Annotated in this window: 7 protein-coding genes; 6 read left to right on the top strand and 1 reads right to left on the bottom strand. The window is 69.5% G+C overall.

All coding sequences use genetic code 11. The features are described from left to right. Window positions 1–28 precede the first annotated feature (28 nt). A complete protein-coding gene (locus tag Val02_RS19860) occupies window positions 29–1744 on the bottom strand; it encodes an AfsR/SARP family transcriptional regulator (protein WP_203900609.1) in 1716 nt (571 codons plus the stop codon). Between the two features lie 139 nt (window positions 1745–1883). Between Val02_RS19860 and Val02_RS19855 the strand changes: the two genes are divergently transcribed. The 6 genes from Val02_RS19855 to Val02_RS19830 all read left to right on the top strand — a co-directional run bounded on the left by Val02_RS19855 (window position 1884) and on the right by Val02_RS19830 (window position 18649). Then, window positions 1884–6530 carry an NIDO-like domain-containing protein gene (locus Val02_RS19855; protein ID WP_203900608.1) on the top strand — a complete coding sequence of 1549 codons (4647 nt, stop codon included), beginning with the start codon at window positions 1884–1886 and terminating at the stop codon, window positions 6528–6530. A gap of 50 nt (window positions 6531–6580) precedes the next feature. Next, the gene (locus Val02_RS19850) at window positions 6581–13639 is read left to right on the top strand and encodes a polymorphic toxin-type HINT domain-containing protein (RefSeq protein ID WP_203900607.1); all 7059 of its coding nucleotides are present in this window, start codon (window positions 6581–6583) and stop codon (window positions 13637–13639) included. A 16-nt stretch (window positions 13640–13655) separates the two neighbouring features. Next, window positions 13656–14240, top strand: coding sequence for a DUF8467 domain-containing protein (locus Val02_RS19845; protein ID WP_203900606.1), 585 nt, complete (start codon window positions 13656–13658; stop codon window positions 14238–14240). Between the two features lie 23 nt (window positions 14241–14263). Further along, window positions 14264–15397, top strand: coding sequence for a tRNA dihydrouridine synthase DusB (gene dusB, locus Val02_RS19840; protein WP_203900605.1), 1134 nt, complete (start codon window positions 14264–14266; stop codon window positions 15395–15397). A gap of 141 nt (window positions 15398–15538) precedes the next feature. Next, complete coding sequence (ppdK, locus tag Val02_RS19835; protein ID WP_203900604.1) at window positions 15539–18232, top strand: pyruvate, phosphate dikinase; 2694 nt, start codon at window positions 15539–15541, stop codon at window positions 18230–18232. A gap of 54 nt (window positions 18233–18286) precedes the next feature. Continuing rightward, window positions 18287–18649 (top strand): VOC family protein, encoded by a 363-nt coding sequence (locus tag Val02_RS19830; protein ID WP_203900603.1) that lies wholly within the window; start codon window positions 18287–18289, stop codon window positions 18647–18649. The last annotated feature ends 28 nt before the right edge of the window (window positions 18650–18677 follow it).

The following is an 18677-nucleotide window of genomic DNA, read 5'->3' as shown; positions in this document are numbered from 1 at the left end:
TTGCCGTGAGTGTGCTGACATCGCCGTCTCAGGACAGGCGTTCGGTGTGCCAGTGGAACAGCCGCCGCATGGCCGTTTCCCGCACCTCCGCCGAGTCCTCCCGCTTGGAGCACAGATCCGCCTGCCGGCGGACGAGTTCGTGCATGGCGAAGCGCCCGGGTGCCAGTTCTACCAGCAGGCCGGCGTCGCGCAGGTTGCCGAGGGTCGTTCCGGCCCGGACCGGATCGGTGCGGCACAGCCGTGCGGCGCCCTGCGCGGTCAGCTCCGGCACGGCCAGCGGGCCGAGCGCGCGGAACAGGGCCCGTTCCGGCGGTGCCAGTCGTCGGTAGGCCGTTCCCACGACCGCTTCGAGCGGGTCCGGTGCGCCGCCGTCGAACGGCAGTTCCGGGTCGGTGCGCAGCCACGTGGCCGCCAGGCGGAGCGCCAGCGGGTGGTGGCCGCAGCGTTCGGCCAGGCGGGGCAGATCCACCGCCGCGCCGTCGAGCAGGCCGGCGAGAAGCGCCACGGAGTCCGCGGGCGCCAGCGGGCCGACGCGCAGTTCGGGGATGCCGTGCCACGGGCCCGTGCCGGCGACCAGGAGCGCCCGCGCCGCTCCACTGTGGACGATCGATGCGACGTGCGCGAACGAGCGGGCGTTGTCCAGCAGCAGCACCGAGCGCCGGCCGTCCAGCACCGAGCGCAGCAGCCGCACGCCCTCGTTCTCGTCGTCGGGTGTGCGTTCGGCCGGAACGCCCAGGGCCCGCAGCGTGCGGGCGATCGCGTCGGCCGGCTGGGCCGGACACTCCTCGACGTTGCCGCGCAGGTCGACGTAGCAGTGGCCGTCGGGAAAGCGTTCGGCGGCGCGGCGGGCCCACTCGAGGACGAGCGCGGTCGTGCCGACCCCGGGCGCACCCGATACGCCGACGACCGCGCCGGGTTTGCCGGTCAGGTCGTCCAGCCGGCGCAGTTCGGCGTGGCGGCCGACGAACGTGGCGCGCGCCGCCGGGGCCACGATCCGCCGCGCGGACACGTCGAGTCCCGGGTCGTTGCTGAGGATCCGGAAGTGCAGCCGCTGCAGGTCCGGCCCGGGCGCGACGCCGTGATCCTGCGCCAGCACCCGGCGGGTGACCCGGAACGCCTCCAGCGCGTCGAGCCGCCGCCCCGCCCGGTGCAACGCCGTCATGAGCAGGCCGACGTGTCGTTCCTGCGCGGGATCGGCGGCCACGAGTCCGGCCAGTGCGTCGGCCGCGCGATCCGGACGGTCGGCCTCGAGCCAGGCCTCGGCGAGCCGCGCGAGGGCGGACAGGCGCAGTTCGTCGAAGGCGGCACCGACCCGCCGCCGGAACGGGTCGTCGCTCACATCGGCCATCAGCGGCCCGCGCCACGCCTTCAGCGCGCCGGCCAGTGCCTCGGCCCGACCCGTTGAGTCGGGTATCTCACAGGCGCGTTCGACGTCGGCGGTGAAGCGATGGGCGTCGATCGAATCCGGTGCCGCGTCGAGCTGGTAGCCGGAGGGTCGCGTCGCGAGGTGTGCCGGGCCGTCGCGCAGCACGGTGCGTAGCCGGCCGACGTATGTGTGTATCGCCGCGCGTGCGCGTTCGGGCGGGCTGCCGTCCCAGATCAGATCGATGAGCCGGTCGGTGTCGACGATCCGGCCGGGCGTCAGAAGCAACACGCCGAGTAGGCGTCGTTCCTGCCTGCGACCGAGGTTGACCCGGCTGCCGGCGCGGTGCGCCTCCATCGGACCCAATATCAGGAACTCCATGACGGCAGCGATGGTATTCGATCTGACGCGTCGTGCGAGTCGCCCGAAGGAGGACGTCGGGCGGGATCCGGTAAGGATCTGGTGAGAAGGACCGTCGATGCTGTGCCCCGGTTGTCGGGCGAGGTATCGAGGGGACGCGATGCGAACCGGGCCTACGGGATTTGCGACGGCGGTCGTCACGCTCGCCGCGCTGCTGTGCGCGCCGTTCGCGCAGGCGCCTGCCGCGCAGGCACGCGATGCGCGGGAGCGGGCGCCGGAGTGCGCGACGGAGCGTCCGGACCGTTCGACCGCATACGCCACCGCGGTCGCGTGCCGCAAGCGGGTCGAGGACCTCTCCGCGCGAACGGAGAAGGGTCAGCTCTTCGTGAACGCGGACGGCACCTTCACCTCGGTCGAGGCCGCCCGCGTGCAGCGGGTCCGCCGCACCGACGGCACCTGGGTGAGCGCCGACTCCACCGTGAAGCGCCGGCCCGACGGCTCCTACGCGCCGGTCGCGAGCGCCGTCGACGTGGTCTTCTCGGCCGGCGGCGACGGCCCGTTCGCCACCGTCCACAAGGGAGGGTCGAGCCTCTCGATGAGCTGGCCCACCGGGCTTCCCGAGCCGACCGCGGCCGGCAGCACCCTCACCTACCCCGACGTCTACCCGGGCGTCGACCTCGTGGTCACCGCCGACGTCGAGGGCTTCGGCGAGACCCTCGTCGTCCGCACGCCGGAGGCCGCGCGCAACTCGGCGTTGCGCCGCATCCATTTCGAGACCGAGGAGAACGGCCTGTCGCTGCGGCGCGGCGACAACGGCACGCTGACCGTCCGCGACAGCAGCGGGGCGACGGTGCTCGGTTCGGGCACACCGACGATGTGGGACTCGGCGAGCGAGGACGGCGGCTCGCCGCACGGGGCGACGGGGACCGCGGCGGTCGCGGCCATGCCGCTCGAGGTCTCCGACCGCGAGGTCGCGGTCCGTCCCGATTCCACGCTTCTTCTCGGGAACGCCACCAAGTACCCGGTCTTCATCGACCCGTCGATCGGCTTCAGCAGCTGGACGATGATCAACAGTCGCTTCGCCGACCAGTCCTACTGGTCCTACGACCGCAACGACTGCCCGAAGGCGCACCGGGGACAGCAGTGCGCCAAGGTCGGATACACCGACGAGGGGCAGACGATGGTGTACCGCTCGCTGTTCCAGTTCTCCGCCGGTGACTACCGGGGAAAGCACGTCCTGGACGCCAAGCTCAGCATGGACCTGCTGCACTCCTGGATGTGCGCCGACAGCAAGACCGACGTGCACGTGGTCAGCGCCCAACTGCACTCCGGCATCACGTGGCGCAACAACACCCCGGCCTGGGGCAGTGCCTCCGCCACGGCCAGCAACTCCTCGTGCAACCAGGCGCGGCGGCGCACCGAGTGGGGCCTCACCGGCGTCGCGCAGAAGGCCGCCGCGGAGTGGTGGAGCGACACCATCTTCGGCCTGAAGGCCAACAACGAGTCCAACCACAACGGCTGGAAGAAGTTCGACGCCGCGACGGCGCGCTTCACCGTCACGTACAACTCGTACCCGAACGCCCCCGACGAGCTGACCGCCGGCGGCCGGCCGTGCGTCACCGGCGACAGCCGCCCCTACGTGCGCACGCTCACGCCCGAACTGCGCGCCCGCCTCACCGACCCGGACGGCTTCGCCGCGCCGCTGACCGGCACGTTCTGGTGGTGGCCGCTGGGCGGCTCGCCGAACGGCAACGACACCGTGCGGCAGGACGCCGTCACCTCCGGCGGGCAGGCCGTCGCGACCGTCCCCAGCGGACGGTTGGTCGACGGGCAGAGCTACGTCTACCATGCCCGCACCTACGACGGGATCGACGACGGGCAGTACTCGGTGCGGTGCGAGTTCACCGTGGACGCCACGCCACCGAACGTGCCGTCCGCGGTCAGCTCCACCACCTACCCGACCGGCGGCCAGCTGAACGGCGGTGCGGGTGTGGCCGGCACGTTCACGTTCACGCCGCCTGCCACGGGGCAGTCCGACGTGGTCGGCTACGCCTACACCCTCGACACGGGGATCCAGCCGGCGCAGGCGTTCCAGGCCGACGCCGCCAGCGACAAGACGGCCACGGTCTCCGTGACGCCGCCGACCGACGGCGCGCACACGCTGCGGGTCTGGTCCCGGGACCGGGCCGGCAACTACTCGGCCACCCCGAGGTCCTACACCTTCGGCGTGCGGGCGGGTGCCGGAGCGGACGCGCACTGGCGCCTCGACGACAACGGCACCGACGCCAGCGCCCACGGCAACGCCCTCACCGTCGCCAACAGCGCGTGGACCCCGGGCCGCGGCAGTGTCGGCAGCGGCCTCAAGGTAAGCGCGTCGAACTGGGGCAACGCCTTCACCGCCGGCCCGGTGTCCACAAAGGACCCCACGACCGACGCCCTCAGGACGCTGCGCACCGACGCCAACTACACCGTCTCGGCGTGGGTCCGGCTCGACGTCGCGGGCGGAAACCTCCAGAAGGTCATCGTCAGCCAGGACGGCGCACGCGTCTCGGCGTTCCAGCTGAGCTACAGCGGGGCGGCCAACAAGTGGCGCTTCGCCATCGCCAAGTCCGATGTGGACAGTCCGGCGATCGCCGGCGTCCTTTCGGACTCGCCCGCCGTCGTCGGCACCTGGACCCACCTCGCGGGCACCTACGACAGCTCCACGGGTGCCGTGCGCCTCTACGTCAACGGGGTGCTGCAGGCGTCCACCTCCACCGTCACCACGCCGTTCAACGCCACCGGCGCGGTGCTGATCGGCCGCGGGAAGTGGGCCGGGGTCAACACCGACTTCTTCGACGGCGCCATCGATGACGTGCGCATCTACGGGCGGCTGGTGGGCGCGACCGAGACCGAGTTCACCAACCAGGTGCGGCCGACCAAGCCGACCATCGCCTTCCCGGGCGGCACCCACGGATACGACGACCGGCCGATGCAGGTGACGTTCGACGCGCACGGGGACACGGCGGTGCGGAAGATCCGCTACGGGCTCACCACGCAGGACCTGCCGAACACCGTCGACCTGCCGGCACCGGGCGGCAAGGTGACAGTGTCGGTGCAGGCGAACCGGGCGGGGGAGACGTTCGTCTTCGCGGCCGCGGTCAGCGACACCGGGCGGCTGAGCGAACTCACGAACGACATCGTCGCGATCACCCGTGGGCCGGCCGTGTCGGGCGTCGTCACGGACGAGAACGGGGCGCCGCTACCGGGTGCGCTGGTGCGGTTGATGCCGACCACGCGGACGGTCACGACGGGCGCGGACGGGAGGTACTCGTTCACGGTGTTGGAGCCCGCCGATTACCGGGTGTCGGCGATGGTCTCCACCGAGTGCGGCAAGTCAGGGACCACCGACGTGCGGGTGGACGCGCCGGTCGCGATGAATCTGGCGCTGGCGGCGCAGAGCGACAAGTTCGGCTACACCTGCCGGGTCGAGTCGAAGCCGTTCGTCCTCGCGGACGGGCCGGCCATCCAGCCGGGTCAGGTACAGCTGCCCTTCCCGGTGCCGTTCTACGGCAAGAACCACACCTCGATCTGGGTGGAGGACACCGGTGTCGCCAGCTTCGCGCGGCATGTGGACGCGAGTCCGCAGAGCCTGCCGGCGTTGGACCGGGCCAACGGGGTGCTCGCACCGTTCTGGCTGCCGTACTTCCTGGACAACGAGGAGCGCTCGATCCGGACGGGCACTATCGGGTCTGCGCCCAACCGGAAGTTCATCATCGAGTGGCGTAAGTTCATGGCGCCGTCGGGTTGGGGCCTGAACGGTGACCTCACGTCGTTCGAAGTGATTCTCTCCGAAGACGGCACCATCGAGTACAACTACGACACCGCCTACCTTTCCGACGACGAGGGGCGTGGCCTCGGCGCGGTGGTCGGACTGGAGAGCCCGGGCGGCACTTCCGGCCTCCAGTACAGCTACATGCAGGCGGTGCTGGACGACAACAAGGCGGTCGTCTTCGCGTATCCGTCCGACCCGAAGCCGATCCCGACGTACACGCTGTCGGGACGCAGCACGGGCGGTGTGCAGACGGACGAATGGCTCCAGAGCGTCGATCTGTATCCCGTCGTCGGTGAGGTGGGATGGTTCGAGAACGCCGAGTTCTCGGTCTCCGGACTTGAGGCCGCCACCTACACGGTGGAGATTTACGAGGTTGGCTGCCTGGGTGCCGAGGTGTCGGTGGACCTCCAGGCCGATACCGATCTGGCGATACCGCTCGTCGCCCGGCGCGGCCACGGCGGCTACACCTGCGACGTGAGCGACCTGCCGTTCCAACAGGCCGATCAGAACGTGCTGCCGATGAACGAGCCCGGAACTGAGTCCGATCTCCGGTCCGCCGTGCCGCTGCCGTTCCCGTTCGAGTTCAACGGCCGGACGTTCAACTCCGTCTGGGCCTCCAGTCGTGGCTTCCTCCAGTTCCCGGACAGCCGCGCGTACATCGATGTCGCGTACGACGGGGCACTGAGCCTGGACAGCCAGTCGAGCGTGCGCACGGCGGTGTCGGGATCGGGTGCGACGCAACAGGTCCTCATCGAATGGCGGGACGTGCTGCGAAATCCCGACGAGGGGCCGAACTACCGGATCTCGTTCAGCGCGATCCTGCGGGCCGACGGCTCGATCACCACCAATTACAAGGATCTCGGTGCGGATCAGGGCGCCGGGCTGGCCGTCACGCTGCTCGACTGGGACATCTTCATGAGCTTCACCTACGCATTCGGCCACGACATCCTGGCCGACAGCCGGGCGGTCACGTTCCGGCCGCCTGGGGCGTGACGACGATGCGCCCGTTCCGCAACAGCCGCTCCTCTTTCCCGGAGGCATTGGTGAGCAAGCCGTTCGGCCGCACCCGCGCGGCGATCGTGGGCCTGTGCGCGACCCTGGTCGTCACGCTGGCCGGCACCGGTCCCGCGCTGGCCGCGCCGGCCAAGGCGTTCGACCCGACGACCGGTAAGCCGATCGACCCGGTCGAGGTCGAGAAGGTGCCCGCACGGCGGCCGTCGTATCCGCCCGCGAAGGATGCCACCACGAAACCGGCGCCGGTGTGGCCGTCGGCCGGTTCGGCGACGCTGGACCTGCGCCAGTCGCAGCCCTCCGCCCGGGCCGCGGACGCGTCGGCCGCCGTCGCGGGGCTTCCGGTCTCGGTCACCAATACTTCTTCGTCGAACGTCGTGAGCGCCGGCGCCGGTTCGTCGCGGGTGCGGGTGGACGTGCTCGATCAGGAGGCCGCGAAGCGTTCGGGCACAACGGGTGTGCTGTTTCGGGTGACGCCGGCCGACAGCCGGGTCGGCACCGGTGCGCTCGGCGTGACCGTCGACTATGGACAGTTTGCCACCGCGTTCGGCGGCGACTGGGCGAGCCGGCTGCGGCTGGTGGCCATGCCGGAGTGTGCGCTGACGACACCGGGCGCGGAGGCGTGTCGCGGCACCGTTCTGCCGTCGCGCAACGATACCCGGAGCCGTCGGGTGTCGGCCGACGTCGGCGTCGGATCGGTCAGCGGCGCCGACCGCGACGAACGGGCCCGTGCCGGCGCCTCCGGCGGAGTGCTGCTGGCGTTGGCCGCCGGGCCGTCGGGTGCCGCGGGCAGCTACGCCGCCACCAGCCTGTCGGCGTCCTCGACGTGGTCGGCGGGCGGTTCCTCCGGCGACTTCTCGTGGTCGTACCCGATGCGCACCCCGCCGGCGCTCGGCGGGCCCAGCCCGACCGTGAGCCTGAGCTACTCGGCGCAGTCCGTCGACGGGCGCATGGCGGCCTCCAACAACCAGCCGTCCGTGGTCGGCGAGGGCTTCGAACTCAACTCCAGCGGCTACATCGAACGGCGCTACAAGGACTGCTCCGAGGATCGCGCCAACGGCGCCAACAATACGGAGAAGACCGGCGACCAGTGCTGGGCGACCGACAACGCCACGATGAACCTCGGTGGCCGTTCGGTCGAACTCATCAAGGACGCGGGCGACGCCAACGTCTGGCACCCGCGCACCCACGACGGGTCCCGCGTGCAGCGCCGCTACGGGCAGGCCAACGGCGCCAAGGACGGCGAGTGGTGGGTCGTCACGACCACGAACGGGACGCAGTACTGGTTCGGGCGCAACCGGCTGCCGGGCTGGGCGAGCGGCAACACCGAGACGGGTTCGGTGTGGACGGCGCCGGTCTTCGGCAACCACGCCAATGAGCCGTGCCATCAGGCGACGTTCGCCGCGTCGGTGTGCACGCAGGCGTACCGGTGGAACCTCGACTACGTCGTCGACCCGAACGGCAACACGATGTCGTTCTGGTACTCGAGCGAGTCGAACAAGTACGCGCAGAACCTGAAGACCAGCGCGCCCGTGTCGTACGTGCGTGCCGGACAGCTCGACCGCGTCGAGTACGGCACCCGCAACGACAACGCCGATCCGCAGCTCGGCACCGACACCGTCTTCGCCGGGACGGCCGCCGCCCGTGTGCTCTACGGATACGACGACCGCTGCAAGGAGAACTGCGCCACGCACGGCGAGACGCAGTGGCCCGACACCCCGTGGGACCTCGAGTGCAAGGGCAGCACGTGCGACAACGTGTCGCCCACCTTCTGGACGACGCGCCGCCTGAAGACCGTCACCACGCAGGTGCGAAACGCCGCGGCGAACGACTTCCGCGACGTCGAGCGGTGGACGTTCACCCATAGCTACCCGGACCCGGAGGACAGCACGCGGGCCGGTCTCTGGCTGGACCGGATCTCCCACGTCGGCCTCGTCGGCGGAACGACGACGCTGCCGGACGTGACCCTCCACGGCGAGCCGATGCACAACCGGGTCGACACGGTCGACAACGCGCCCTCCATGAACTGGCGGCGACTCGTCGGGATCGAGACCGAGACCGGCGGCTCCGTCCAGGTGGAGTATTCGCAACCGCAGTGCGTCGCCGGTGGCCTGATGCCCGATCGGAACGCTCTGCAGAACAACACGTTGCGGTGCTATCCGGTCAAGTGGACGCGCAGCGGGGACACGCAGTCCACGCTCGACTTCTTCCACAAGTACCGCGTCGACAAGGTCATCGAGACGGACTGGTCGGGCAACGCCTCCCGGGTCGTGCACCGGTACAACTACATCGGCGACCCGGCGTGGCACTTCACCGACGACGACGGGCTCATCTCCGAGGACGGCAAGACGTATTCGCAGTGGCGCGGCTACGCGCGGGTCGGTGAGCTGGTCGGCGATCCCGGCGAACAGACATACTCCGAGTCGCTCTACTACCGCGGCATGAACGGCGACAAGCTCCCGTCCGGCACCCGGGCCGTCACGGTCACCGACTCGCAGGGCGGCGCCGGCCCCGACGAGGACTGGTTCGCCGGCATGACCCGGGAGACGCGCACGCTCGACGGCGGCCCCGACGGCGCCGAGATCAGCGGCGTCGTCAACGAACCGTGGAGTTCCGGCGAGATCGCCACCCGCACCGTCAACGGCGCGAAGGTCGCCGCGCGGTACACGAACGTTCAGGCGACACAGAACCGCACCGCGCGGGACAAGGGGCGCCTGCCGCTGCGGACCGGTGTGCGCAAGGAGTTCGACGCGTACGGGATGACCGTCAAGGTGGACGACGCCGGCGATCTGGATGTTCCCGGGGACGAGCAGTGCAGCACCACCACGTACGAGCCGCGGAACACCGGCGCGTGGCTGATGTCGTTGCCGCATCAGGCGCGTTCGGTCGGGCTCGCCTGTGCCGCGGCCGACGGGAGGCTCGTGGCCGAGGGCGACATCATCGGCGACGGACGCACTTCTTATGACGGGCAGGACTGGGGCGTCGCGCCGAAGAAGGGCAACGTCACCAAGGTCGAGCAGCTCGCCACCTGGAACGGCACGGCCGCCACGTACCTGACGGTGTCGCGTTCGGCGTACGACAAGTACGGCCGGGTGACGGAGTCGTGGGATGTGCTCGGGAACCGTTCCGCGACGGCGTACACGCCGAGCGAGGGCGGGCCGGTCACGCAGACCGTCGACACGAACGTGCGCGGCTGGACGAACACGAGCACCATCGAGCCGGCGTTCGGCCTGGCGACGTCCACTGTGGACATCAACCAGCGGCGTACCGACCTGCGCTACGACGGGCTGGGCAGGCTCACCGACGTGTGGCTCCCGGAACGCCCACGGGCGCAGCACGAGAACGACCCGTCGATGCGGTACGCCTACCTGATCCGCAAGGATGGCGCCGTCGCGGTCACCACCCAGAAGCTCAATCCCGCCGGGAACTACATCTCCACGTACACGCTCTACGACGGGCTGCTGCGACCGCGCCAGACCCAGGCGGCGTCGCCCGACGCGCGGGGCGGCCGGATGTTGACCGACCAGATTTATGACACCGCCGGGCGGGTGAAGCTCAAGTACGGCACCTATTACTCGACCGGTGCGCCCGGCGTGGACCTGGTGGCGGCTCCGGACCCGACGGACGTTCCCGACCAGACAGCGACGGTGTACGACGGTGCCGGCCGGGTCAAGGCGAGCATCTTCAAACCCGCCGGTGTCGAGCGCTGGCGCACCACGACCTCCTACGGCGGCGACCGCACCGATGTCGTGCCGCCGGCCGGCGGAGTCGCGACATCGTCCATCGTGGACGGACGCGGCCACACGGTGGAGAAGCGCACCTACCGGGGCCGGGACCTGAGCGGCGACTACGACGCGATCACGTACACGTACAACCACAAGAACCTGCTGGCGGCCGTCCAGGATCCCGCCGGGAACAGGTGGGAGTACACGTACGACGTTCGAGGAAGGAAAATCTCGTCCAAGGACCCGGACAGCGGCACGAGCAGCACGACCTACGACGACGCCGGCCGGGTCACCTCCACGACGGACGCGCGCGGCAAGAAGCTTTTCCTGTCGTACGACAACCTGAGCCGCAAGACGGCGCTGCGCGGCGACAGTACGACCGGGCCACAGCTGGCCGGGTGGACGTACGACTCGGTGCCGCTGCCGGACGGCACGCTCGCCAAGGGGAAGCCGGCCACGTCGGTGCGCTACAACGGCACCGACCGGTACACGACCGAGGTCACCTACTACGACAACTCCTACAAGCCGACGCAGAGCGCCATCACGATCCCGCTGAGCGAGGGCGCGATCGCCGGTACGTACTACTACGACTACGCGTACAACCCGGACGGCAGCCTCAACAGTTTGACCATGCCGAGGACCGGTGACCTGACGCTGGAGTCGCTCGCCGTCGAGTACACCGAGTTGGGGCTGCCGCAGCGGCTGACGACGTTCTACGGGCTGGACCACCAGAGCTACGTCTCCGACACCCGCTACAACGCGCTGGCGCAACCGGAGCAGTACACCCTCTATCAGGGCATGTTCAGCGGTGCCGGTTCCCGCGTATATCAGTACTTCGAGCGCGAACTCGGCACCGGCCGCCTCACGAAGACCTGGACGGAGCGCGACGGCGTCTCACCGAACCTCGTCTCCGAGGTGACATACGGATACGACGACGCCGGCAAGGTCCTGCGCGCCGCGGACGCCGCGCCCGGCCGCGCGACCGATGTCCAGTGCTACGACTACGACAGCCAGATGCGGCTCAGCGAGGCGTGGACGCCGGCGAGCGGCGACTGTTCCCAGACCCGGGCCACGGGCACGCTCGGCGGCCCCGCGCCGTACTGGCAGTCGTGGACCTATGACGCGCTGGGCCGCCGGCAGACCCAGACCGACCACTCGCTGAACGTCGGCGGCGACACCGTCACCTCCTACGACTACCCGGACGACGGCGGGAGCCAGCCGCACACGCTCACCGGCCAGACTCGCAGCGTCGGCGGGGTTTCGACGACGACGGCGTTCACGTTCGACGCCGCAGGCAACACCCTCACCCGCCTCGGGCCGGGCGGCGAACCACAGACCCTCACGTGGGACCGCGAGGGCAAGCTGGCGACCACTTCGGACGCCACGGGCTCGACGAGTTACGTCTACGACGCCGGCGGCCAGCGCCTGATCCGCCGCGATGCCAAGGGCAAGACGCTCTACCTGCCGGGCGCGGAACTGCGCTGGGACAAGGCAACAAACGCGAAGACATGCACGCGTTTCTACGAGTTCGGCGGCGGACCGGTCGCGCAGCGGACCGCCGCGGGCGTGACCTGGCTGACGACCGACTACCACGGCACCCAGCAGATCGCGATCGACGCCGCGACGCAGAACGTCACCCAGCGCCGGGAAACGCCGTTCGGGCTGGCCCGCGGTGTGGCCCCCACCTGGGTGAACGAAAAGGGCTTCGTCGGCGGAACGGTCGACCCGACGGGCCTGACCCATCTGGGCGCCCGGGAGTACGACCCCGCGCTCGGCCGCTTCGTCTCGGTCGACCCGATCGTCGACTACGGCGACCTGCAGCAGATGAACGGCTACTCGTACGCCAACAACATGCCGACGTCGGCGAGCGACCCCGACGGGCTGAAACCGATCACCGACGACCAGTACTACGGCAACTACATCAACTCCAACGAGACAAAAGGAACCGGCTCCACCGGCTCGAACAACACCCAGACCTCCGGCGGGTCGGGCGGCGGCGGGAAGAACGGCGGCGGGGGCGGCAAGAAGGTCACCAACAAGTGCTCCACCTGGGACGTCGCCTGCAAGACGCGTAGCGGCTTCAGCAAGGCGCTCAACTGGGCGGACGACCACAAGGCGGATATCGCCGGGTTCGTCGCGGGGGCTGCTGTCGGGATCGGTTGCGGTTTCGCGATCGGGTGGACCGGTGCGGGGGCTGTCGCTTGTGGCGCCCTGGCCGGAGCCGTGGGGTCGGCCGTCACCTATGCCTATGAGACGAAGGTCGAGGGCAAGGGGGAGTTCAGCTGGGGGCAGCTCGGTGCGCAGGCCGCCATCGGTGGGCTGATCGGCGGGGCGCTCGGTGGGCTCGGGTCGATGGTGGGCGCGGGGATCAAGGCGGGCTTCTCCTCGCTGGCCAGTGGGGTAGGTGCGAAGGCCGCCACGCAGGCCGCGGGGAGAGGGTTCGCGGCCGAGGGGCGGGCTATCGCTTCGGGGTTCAGGCGGGGCGGTGGGGCGAAGTCGGTGGGTTCGTCCGGTGGCCGGCCCACAGCGTGCAGTGCCAGTAGCTTTACTGCCGGAACAGCGGTACGAATGGCCGACGGTTCCGGGAAATCGTTGGAGAAGGTCAAGGTCGGCGACCGCGTTTTGGCGGCGGACCCGGTGGATGGAAGGCCCACCGAGAAGCCGGTGACCGCGACCATTGCCAGTGCGGGACAGAAGAAGCTCGTTACCATCATCGTGCGACCGTCCGGGACGGGTACGGGCACGCGGATCAACGCCACCGCAAACCACCCGTTCTGGGTTCCCGACCTTCGCAGGTGGTTGCCGGCGGGCGAACTGAGCGCCGGTCAATGGCTGCTGGCATCGAACGGCGAGCGGGTCCAGGTCTCCGCGATTGAGATCCATACCGAAACGACAACGGTCCTCGATCTGACCGTCGCGGACCTGCACACATTCTTTGTGTTGTCCGCCGATGCCGATGTGTTGGTACACAACTGCGGTGGGACGCAAACGGCTCCCTCCGGGCAGCCGCACTCGACCAGTTGTACCTGCGCTACCGGTGGAAAGCCCAGAATCGTTCGTAACACCGGGGGCATGCGTGGTGACACGGCAACACGGACGCAGGACATCGGGCTGCAGTTCGACATCATGGACGCTGAGCCGGGATGGACCCATGTCGCAGGCGGCACCAAGCCTCAACGGGCGGTGAAGGATCCCTCCGGGAACCGGAAATTCCCCGATCTGACGTTCCGCAACGACGCAGGCGAGACGGTTTACTATCAGACGGCCGACTTCGAGAACGGGGCGTTTACCGACCGGGAGTTGTTGAACGCGGAGTTCATCGCTACGTACGGCGCTGGTCAGATCATCCTGATTCCGAAGCTCTAGCTGGAGGGTTTGCGTCATGGCCGTTCGAACGATGAAACCGCGGGCGGTCGAAATCTTCCTTCTTCCGGCCGACGAGGTGCAGGTCTTCGATTCCATTCGACGCAAATTTCCGAACGCGACCCTGGTCGACGATCGCCAATGGGAGAGTGTCGGGAAGCCGCCGCTAAGTGATGACATCACCGAATGTGGTCGGACGGTGGGCTTATGGCACCGCTCGGCTCGACCGAGACTGCTGGGGCGATCGCGGGCCGACGGCAGGATCGAACTGCCGGACAGTGATTACGTAGTTCAGTGGCAGAGGAGCGTTGAGGTGGCTCCCGCCGTGCTGGAACATGGACGCTGGGCGACGTCCATGACTTACTTCGACGATCCGGAAATGGTGGACTTCGTTGCCGAGATCTGGAAAATCCTCTTCGCCTTGACGACCAATCGCATGAGGAGGTCGTCCGCGGCCGATCCGAATACTCCCGATCGGGCTTTCAGGGTCGGTGAGAAGGCCTTTACGCAGTCGCAAACGGGACGGCTCACTCTCGCTGCCGACGCGTTGCGGCTCGCTCCGGAGGTTGGCTATGAATGGCCGCGGAGGCGCCAGGAGGGCTAGCGACTCGTCCAGGGGGGCGTGGGATGCTCGTTGACGTGACCGCTCCGCTCCGCCTCGGCCCGCACACCATCACCACCCCCGTGGTACTCGCCCCCATGGCCGGCATCACCAACCTGGCCTACCGGCAGCTCTGCCGCGAACAGGGCGCCGGTGTCTACGTGTGCGAGATGATCACGACCCGCGCGCTCGTGGAGAAGAACCCGAAGACGCTGCGGCTGATCGCGTTCGCGCCGGAGGAGTTCCCCCGGAGTGTGCAGTTGTACGGCGTCGACCCGGAGATCACGGCGCGGGCCGTACGGATCGTCGTGGAGAAGAACCTCGCCGACCACATCGATCTGAACTTCGGCTGCCCGGTCCCGAAGGTGACCCGCCGGGGCGGTGGCGCGGCGCTGCCGTGGAAGCGGCGCCTGTTCGGCTCGATCGTGCAGGCCGCCGTCACGGCCGCCGACGGGCTGCCGGTCACCGTCAAGATGCGCAAGGGCATCGACGATGATCATCTGACCTACATCGAGGCGGGGCTCATCGCGCAGGAGGCGGGCGTGGAGTGGGTGGCGCTGCACGCGCGCACCGCCGCGCAGCGCTACAGCGGCGAGGCGGACTGGGAGTCGATCGCCCGGCTGAAGGAGGCGCTGGACGTTCCGGTGCTGGGCAACGGCGACATCTGGGAGGCCGACGACGCGGTGCGCATGGTCGCGGAGACCGGCTGTGACGGCGTTGTCGTGGGGCGCGGGTGCCTCGGGCGGCCGTGGCTCTTCGCCGACCTGGAGGCCGCGTTCGCGGGGCGGCCGGAGCGGGTGCTGCCCTCCCTCGGCGAGGTCGCGCACATGATCCACCGGCATGCGGTGCTGCTCGCCGAGTGGTGGGGCGCGGAGCGCGAGGCGCTGACCGACCTGCGGAAGTTCATCGCGTGGTACCTGAAGGGGTTCCCGGTCGGGTCGGAGCTGCGGCGTTCGCTGTCGATGATGTCGTCTCTGGCCGAGCTCGAGGATCTGCTGGGGAAGTTGGAGCCGGAGACGCCGTTCCCGGTGTCGGAGCTGGGGCTGCCGCGCGGGCGGACGAATCAGCCGGCGAAGGTGACGTTGCCGCACGGGTGGCTCGACGGGCGGGACGACCTGGCCGTTCCGGAGGGGGCGGAAACCGAGGACTCGGGCGGCTGAGTGCGCGTTTGAGTACGTGGGAGCGGTTCCAATTGCGCTAGTGCGCGTCTTTGTGTTGGTCGCTTCACGTTTCGTGGCAACGGGTGCGAACCTGCGGGTAACAAACTCCCTAACGTTTCCCCACGTTGCCTGGAGGCGGCTATGACGAAAACTACGTACGTCTATGACTTCGCCAAAGGTAACCGGGACATGAAGGATCTTCTCGGCGGGAAGGGGGCCAATCTCGCCGAGATGACCAATTTGGGTCTGCCCGTGCCGCCCGGTTTCACCATCACGACCGAGGCGTGCCGGCAGTATCTCGCCGAGGGCACCGAGCCCGACGGGCTCGCCGAGGAGGTCGACGCGCACCTCGCCGCGCTGGAGCGGACGATGGGCCGCGCGCTCGGCGACGCCGGCGATCCGCTGCTGGTGTCGGTGCGCTCGGGGGCGGCGTTCTCGATGCCGGGAATGATGGAGACCGTGCTCAACGTCGGGCTCACCGACAGCAGCGTCGCGGGGCTCGCCGCGTCGACCGGCAACGAGCGGTTCGCCTGGGATTCCTATCGTCGGCTCATTCAGATGTTCGGCAAGACGGTGTGCGGTGTGCCGGGCGAGGCGTTCGACCGGGCGCTGGACGACGCGGAGCGCGAGCACGGGGCCGCACAGGAGACCGCATTGGACGCGGCGGCGTTGCGGGCGCTCGTCACCACGTTCAAGAAAATCTTCAAGGACCACACCGGCCAGGATTTTCCGCAGGATCCGCGGGAGCAGTTGCGGCTCGCGATCCATGCCGTTTTTGATTCATGGAACGCCGAACGCGCCATTCTCTACCGTCGACAGGAGCGGATTCCGGCGGACCTGGGGACGGCCGTCAACGTCGTCGCGATGGTCTTCGGCAACCTGGGCGACGACTCGGGCACGGGAGTGGCGTTCACCCGCGATCCCGGCACGGGCCAGCGCGGCATCTACGGCGACTACCTGCAGAACGCCCAGGGCGAGGACGTCGTCGCCGGCATCCGCAACACGGTCCCGCTGCAGGATCTGGAGCGCATCGACCGGGGCTCCTACGACGAGCTGATGCGCGCCATGTCCACATTGGAGGATCACTACAAGGACCTGTGCGACATCGAGTTCACGGTCGAACGCGGCAAGCTGTGGATGCTGCAGACGCGCGTCGGCAAGCGGACGGCGGCGGCGGCGTTCGTCATCGCCACGCAGCTCGTCGACGAGGGTGTGATCGATCTCGACGAGGCGCTGTGCCGGGTGACCGGTAAGCAACTGGCACAGCTGATGTTCCCCAATTTCGGGGCGGGCGGCTCGGACCGGCCCGTGGCGCGCGGGGTCGCCGCGTCGCCGGGCGCCGCCGTCGGCAAGGTCGTGTTCAGCGCCGAACGCGCCGTCGAACTGGCCGGCGAGGGCGAGGACGTCATCCTGGTCCGCCGCGAGACCAACCCGGACGACCTGCCCGGCATGATCGCCGCCCGCGGTGTGCTGACCAGCCGCGGCGGCAAGACGTCCCACGCGGCGGTCGTGGCCCGGGGGATGGGCAAGACCTGTGTCTGCGGCGCGGACGCGCTGGAGGTGGATGTCCGACGTGGACAGTTCACAGTGGACGGTCGGGTGGTGCGCGAGGGCGACGTCGTCTCCATCGACGGCGCGACCGGCGACATCTACCTCGGTGCCGTGCCGGTCGAACCGTCCCCGGTCGTGCAGTACTTCGAGGGCGAGATCGGGCCGGACAGCGGCGTTCTGGTGCGCGCGGTGCACCGGATCCTGTCGCACGCCGACAGCCTGCGCGCGCTCGGTGTGCGCACCAACGCCGACACCGGTCCGGACGCCGCCCGGGCGCGCCGGTTCGGGGCGCAGGGGGTGGGCCTGTGCCGCACCGAGCACATGTTCCTCGGGGAACGCCGTGCGCTGGTCGAGCGCCTCATCCTGGCGCAGGACGAGGCGGGTCGTAAGGCGGCGCTGGAGGAACTTCTTCCGTTGCAGCGCGACGACTTCGTGGAGATCCTGCGGGAGATGGACGGCCTGCCGGTGACGGTTCGGCTGATCGATCCGCCGTTGCACGAGTTCCTGCCGGACCTGGAGAAGCTGGCGGTCTCGGTCGCCGTCGCCGAGGCCACCGGCAAGGAGCCCGGCCGCGACGGCGAACTCCTCGCCGCGGTGCATCGCATGCACGAGCAGAACCCGATGCTGGGCCTGCGCGGGGTGCGGCTCGGGCTGGTCGTGCCGGGGCTGTTCGACATGCAGGTGCGCGCCGTCGCCGAGGCGGCCCGGCTGCTGAAGCGCGACGGTGGCGACCCGCGTCCGGAGATCATGGTGCCCCTCGTCGGCACCGTGCAGGAACTGGAGATCGTGCGCGCCGCCGCGGAGAAGACGATCGCCGAGGTGGACCCCGGCGTCGACGTGTCCATCGGCACCATGATCGAACTGCCGCGCGCCGCCATGACCGCCGGCCAGATCGCGACCGCCGCCGAGTTCTTCTCCTTCGGCACGAACGACCTGACCCAGCTCACCTGGGGCTTCTCGCGCGACGACGTCGAGGGGTCGTTCTTCCCGCGGTACCTGGAGCACGGCATCTTCGGGGTGTCGCCGTTCGAGTCGATCGACCCGGACGGCGTGGGCCGCCTGGTGCGCATCGCCGCCGAGGAGGGCCGTAAGGCCCGCCCCGACCTGCACCTCGGCGTCTGCGGCGAACACGGCGGGGACCCGGAGTCGGTGCACTTCTTCGCGTCGGTGCCGCTGGACTACGTGTCGTGCTCGCCGTTCCGGGTGCCGGTGGCGCGCCTGGAGGCCGGCCGCGCGGCCGTCGGTACCACCACGCCAAGTGCGTCCGGCAGCGACAGCAGGTGAACGTGAGGCCTCCTGGGGTTAGGGTGAAAGGCCCCGCCCCAGGAGGTTTCGCGCATGGGAAGTCGGTGGTTCGGCCTGGTTGTGGACTCACACGATCCGGCCCGGCTCGCACGATGGTGGGCCGAGGTGCTCGACTACCGGATCATCTCCGAGGCACCGGAGCAGGTGGCGATCGGCCGCGACACGGAGACGTTCCCCGGAATGGTCTTTGTCCCTGCGCCGCGGGACCGCGCGGTCGGCGGACGGATCCACCTGGATCTCGGCGCGGAGGACCAGACCGCCGAGGTCGAACGCCTTGTCGACATGGGCGCCCGGCACCTGGACGTGTCCATGCCGGTGGAGCCCGACCGGGTGCTGCTGGCCGACCCCGAGGGCAACGAGTTCCGGGTCATTCGAACGAGGTCGAGCGGCGGATAACTGTCATACCGCCGGGCTAATCTTGCGC

Source organism: Virgisporangium aliadipatigenens, assembly GCF_016863615.1.
Lineage (GTDB): Bacteria > Actinomycetota > Actinomycetes > Mycobacteriales > Micromonosporaceae > Virgisporangium > Virgisporangium aliadipatigenens.
The sequence above is the reverse complement of the archived record's forward strand: the minus strand, read 5'-3'. Positions and strand labels throughout refer to the sequence as shown.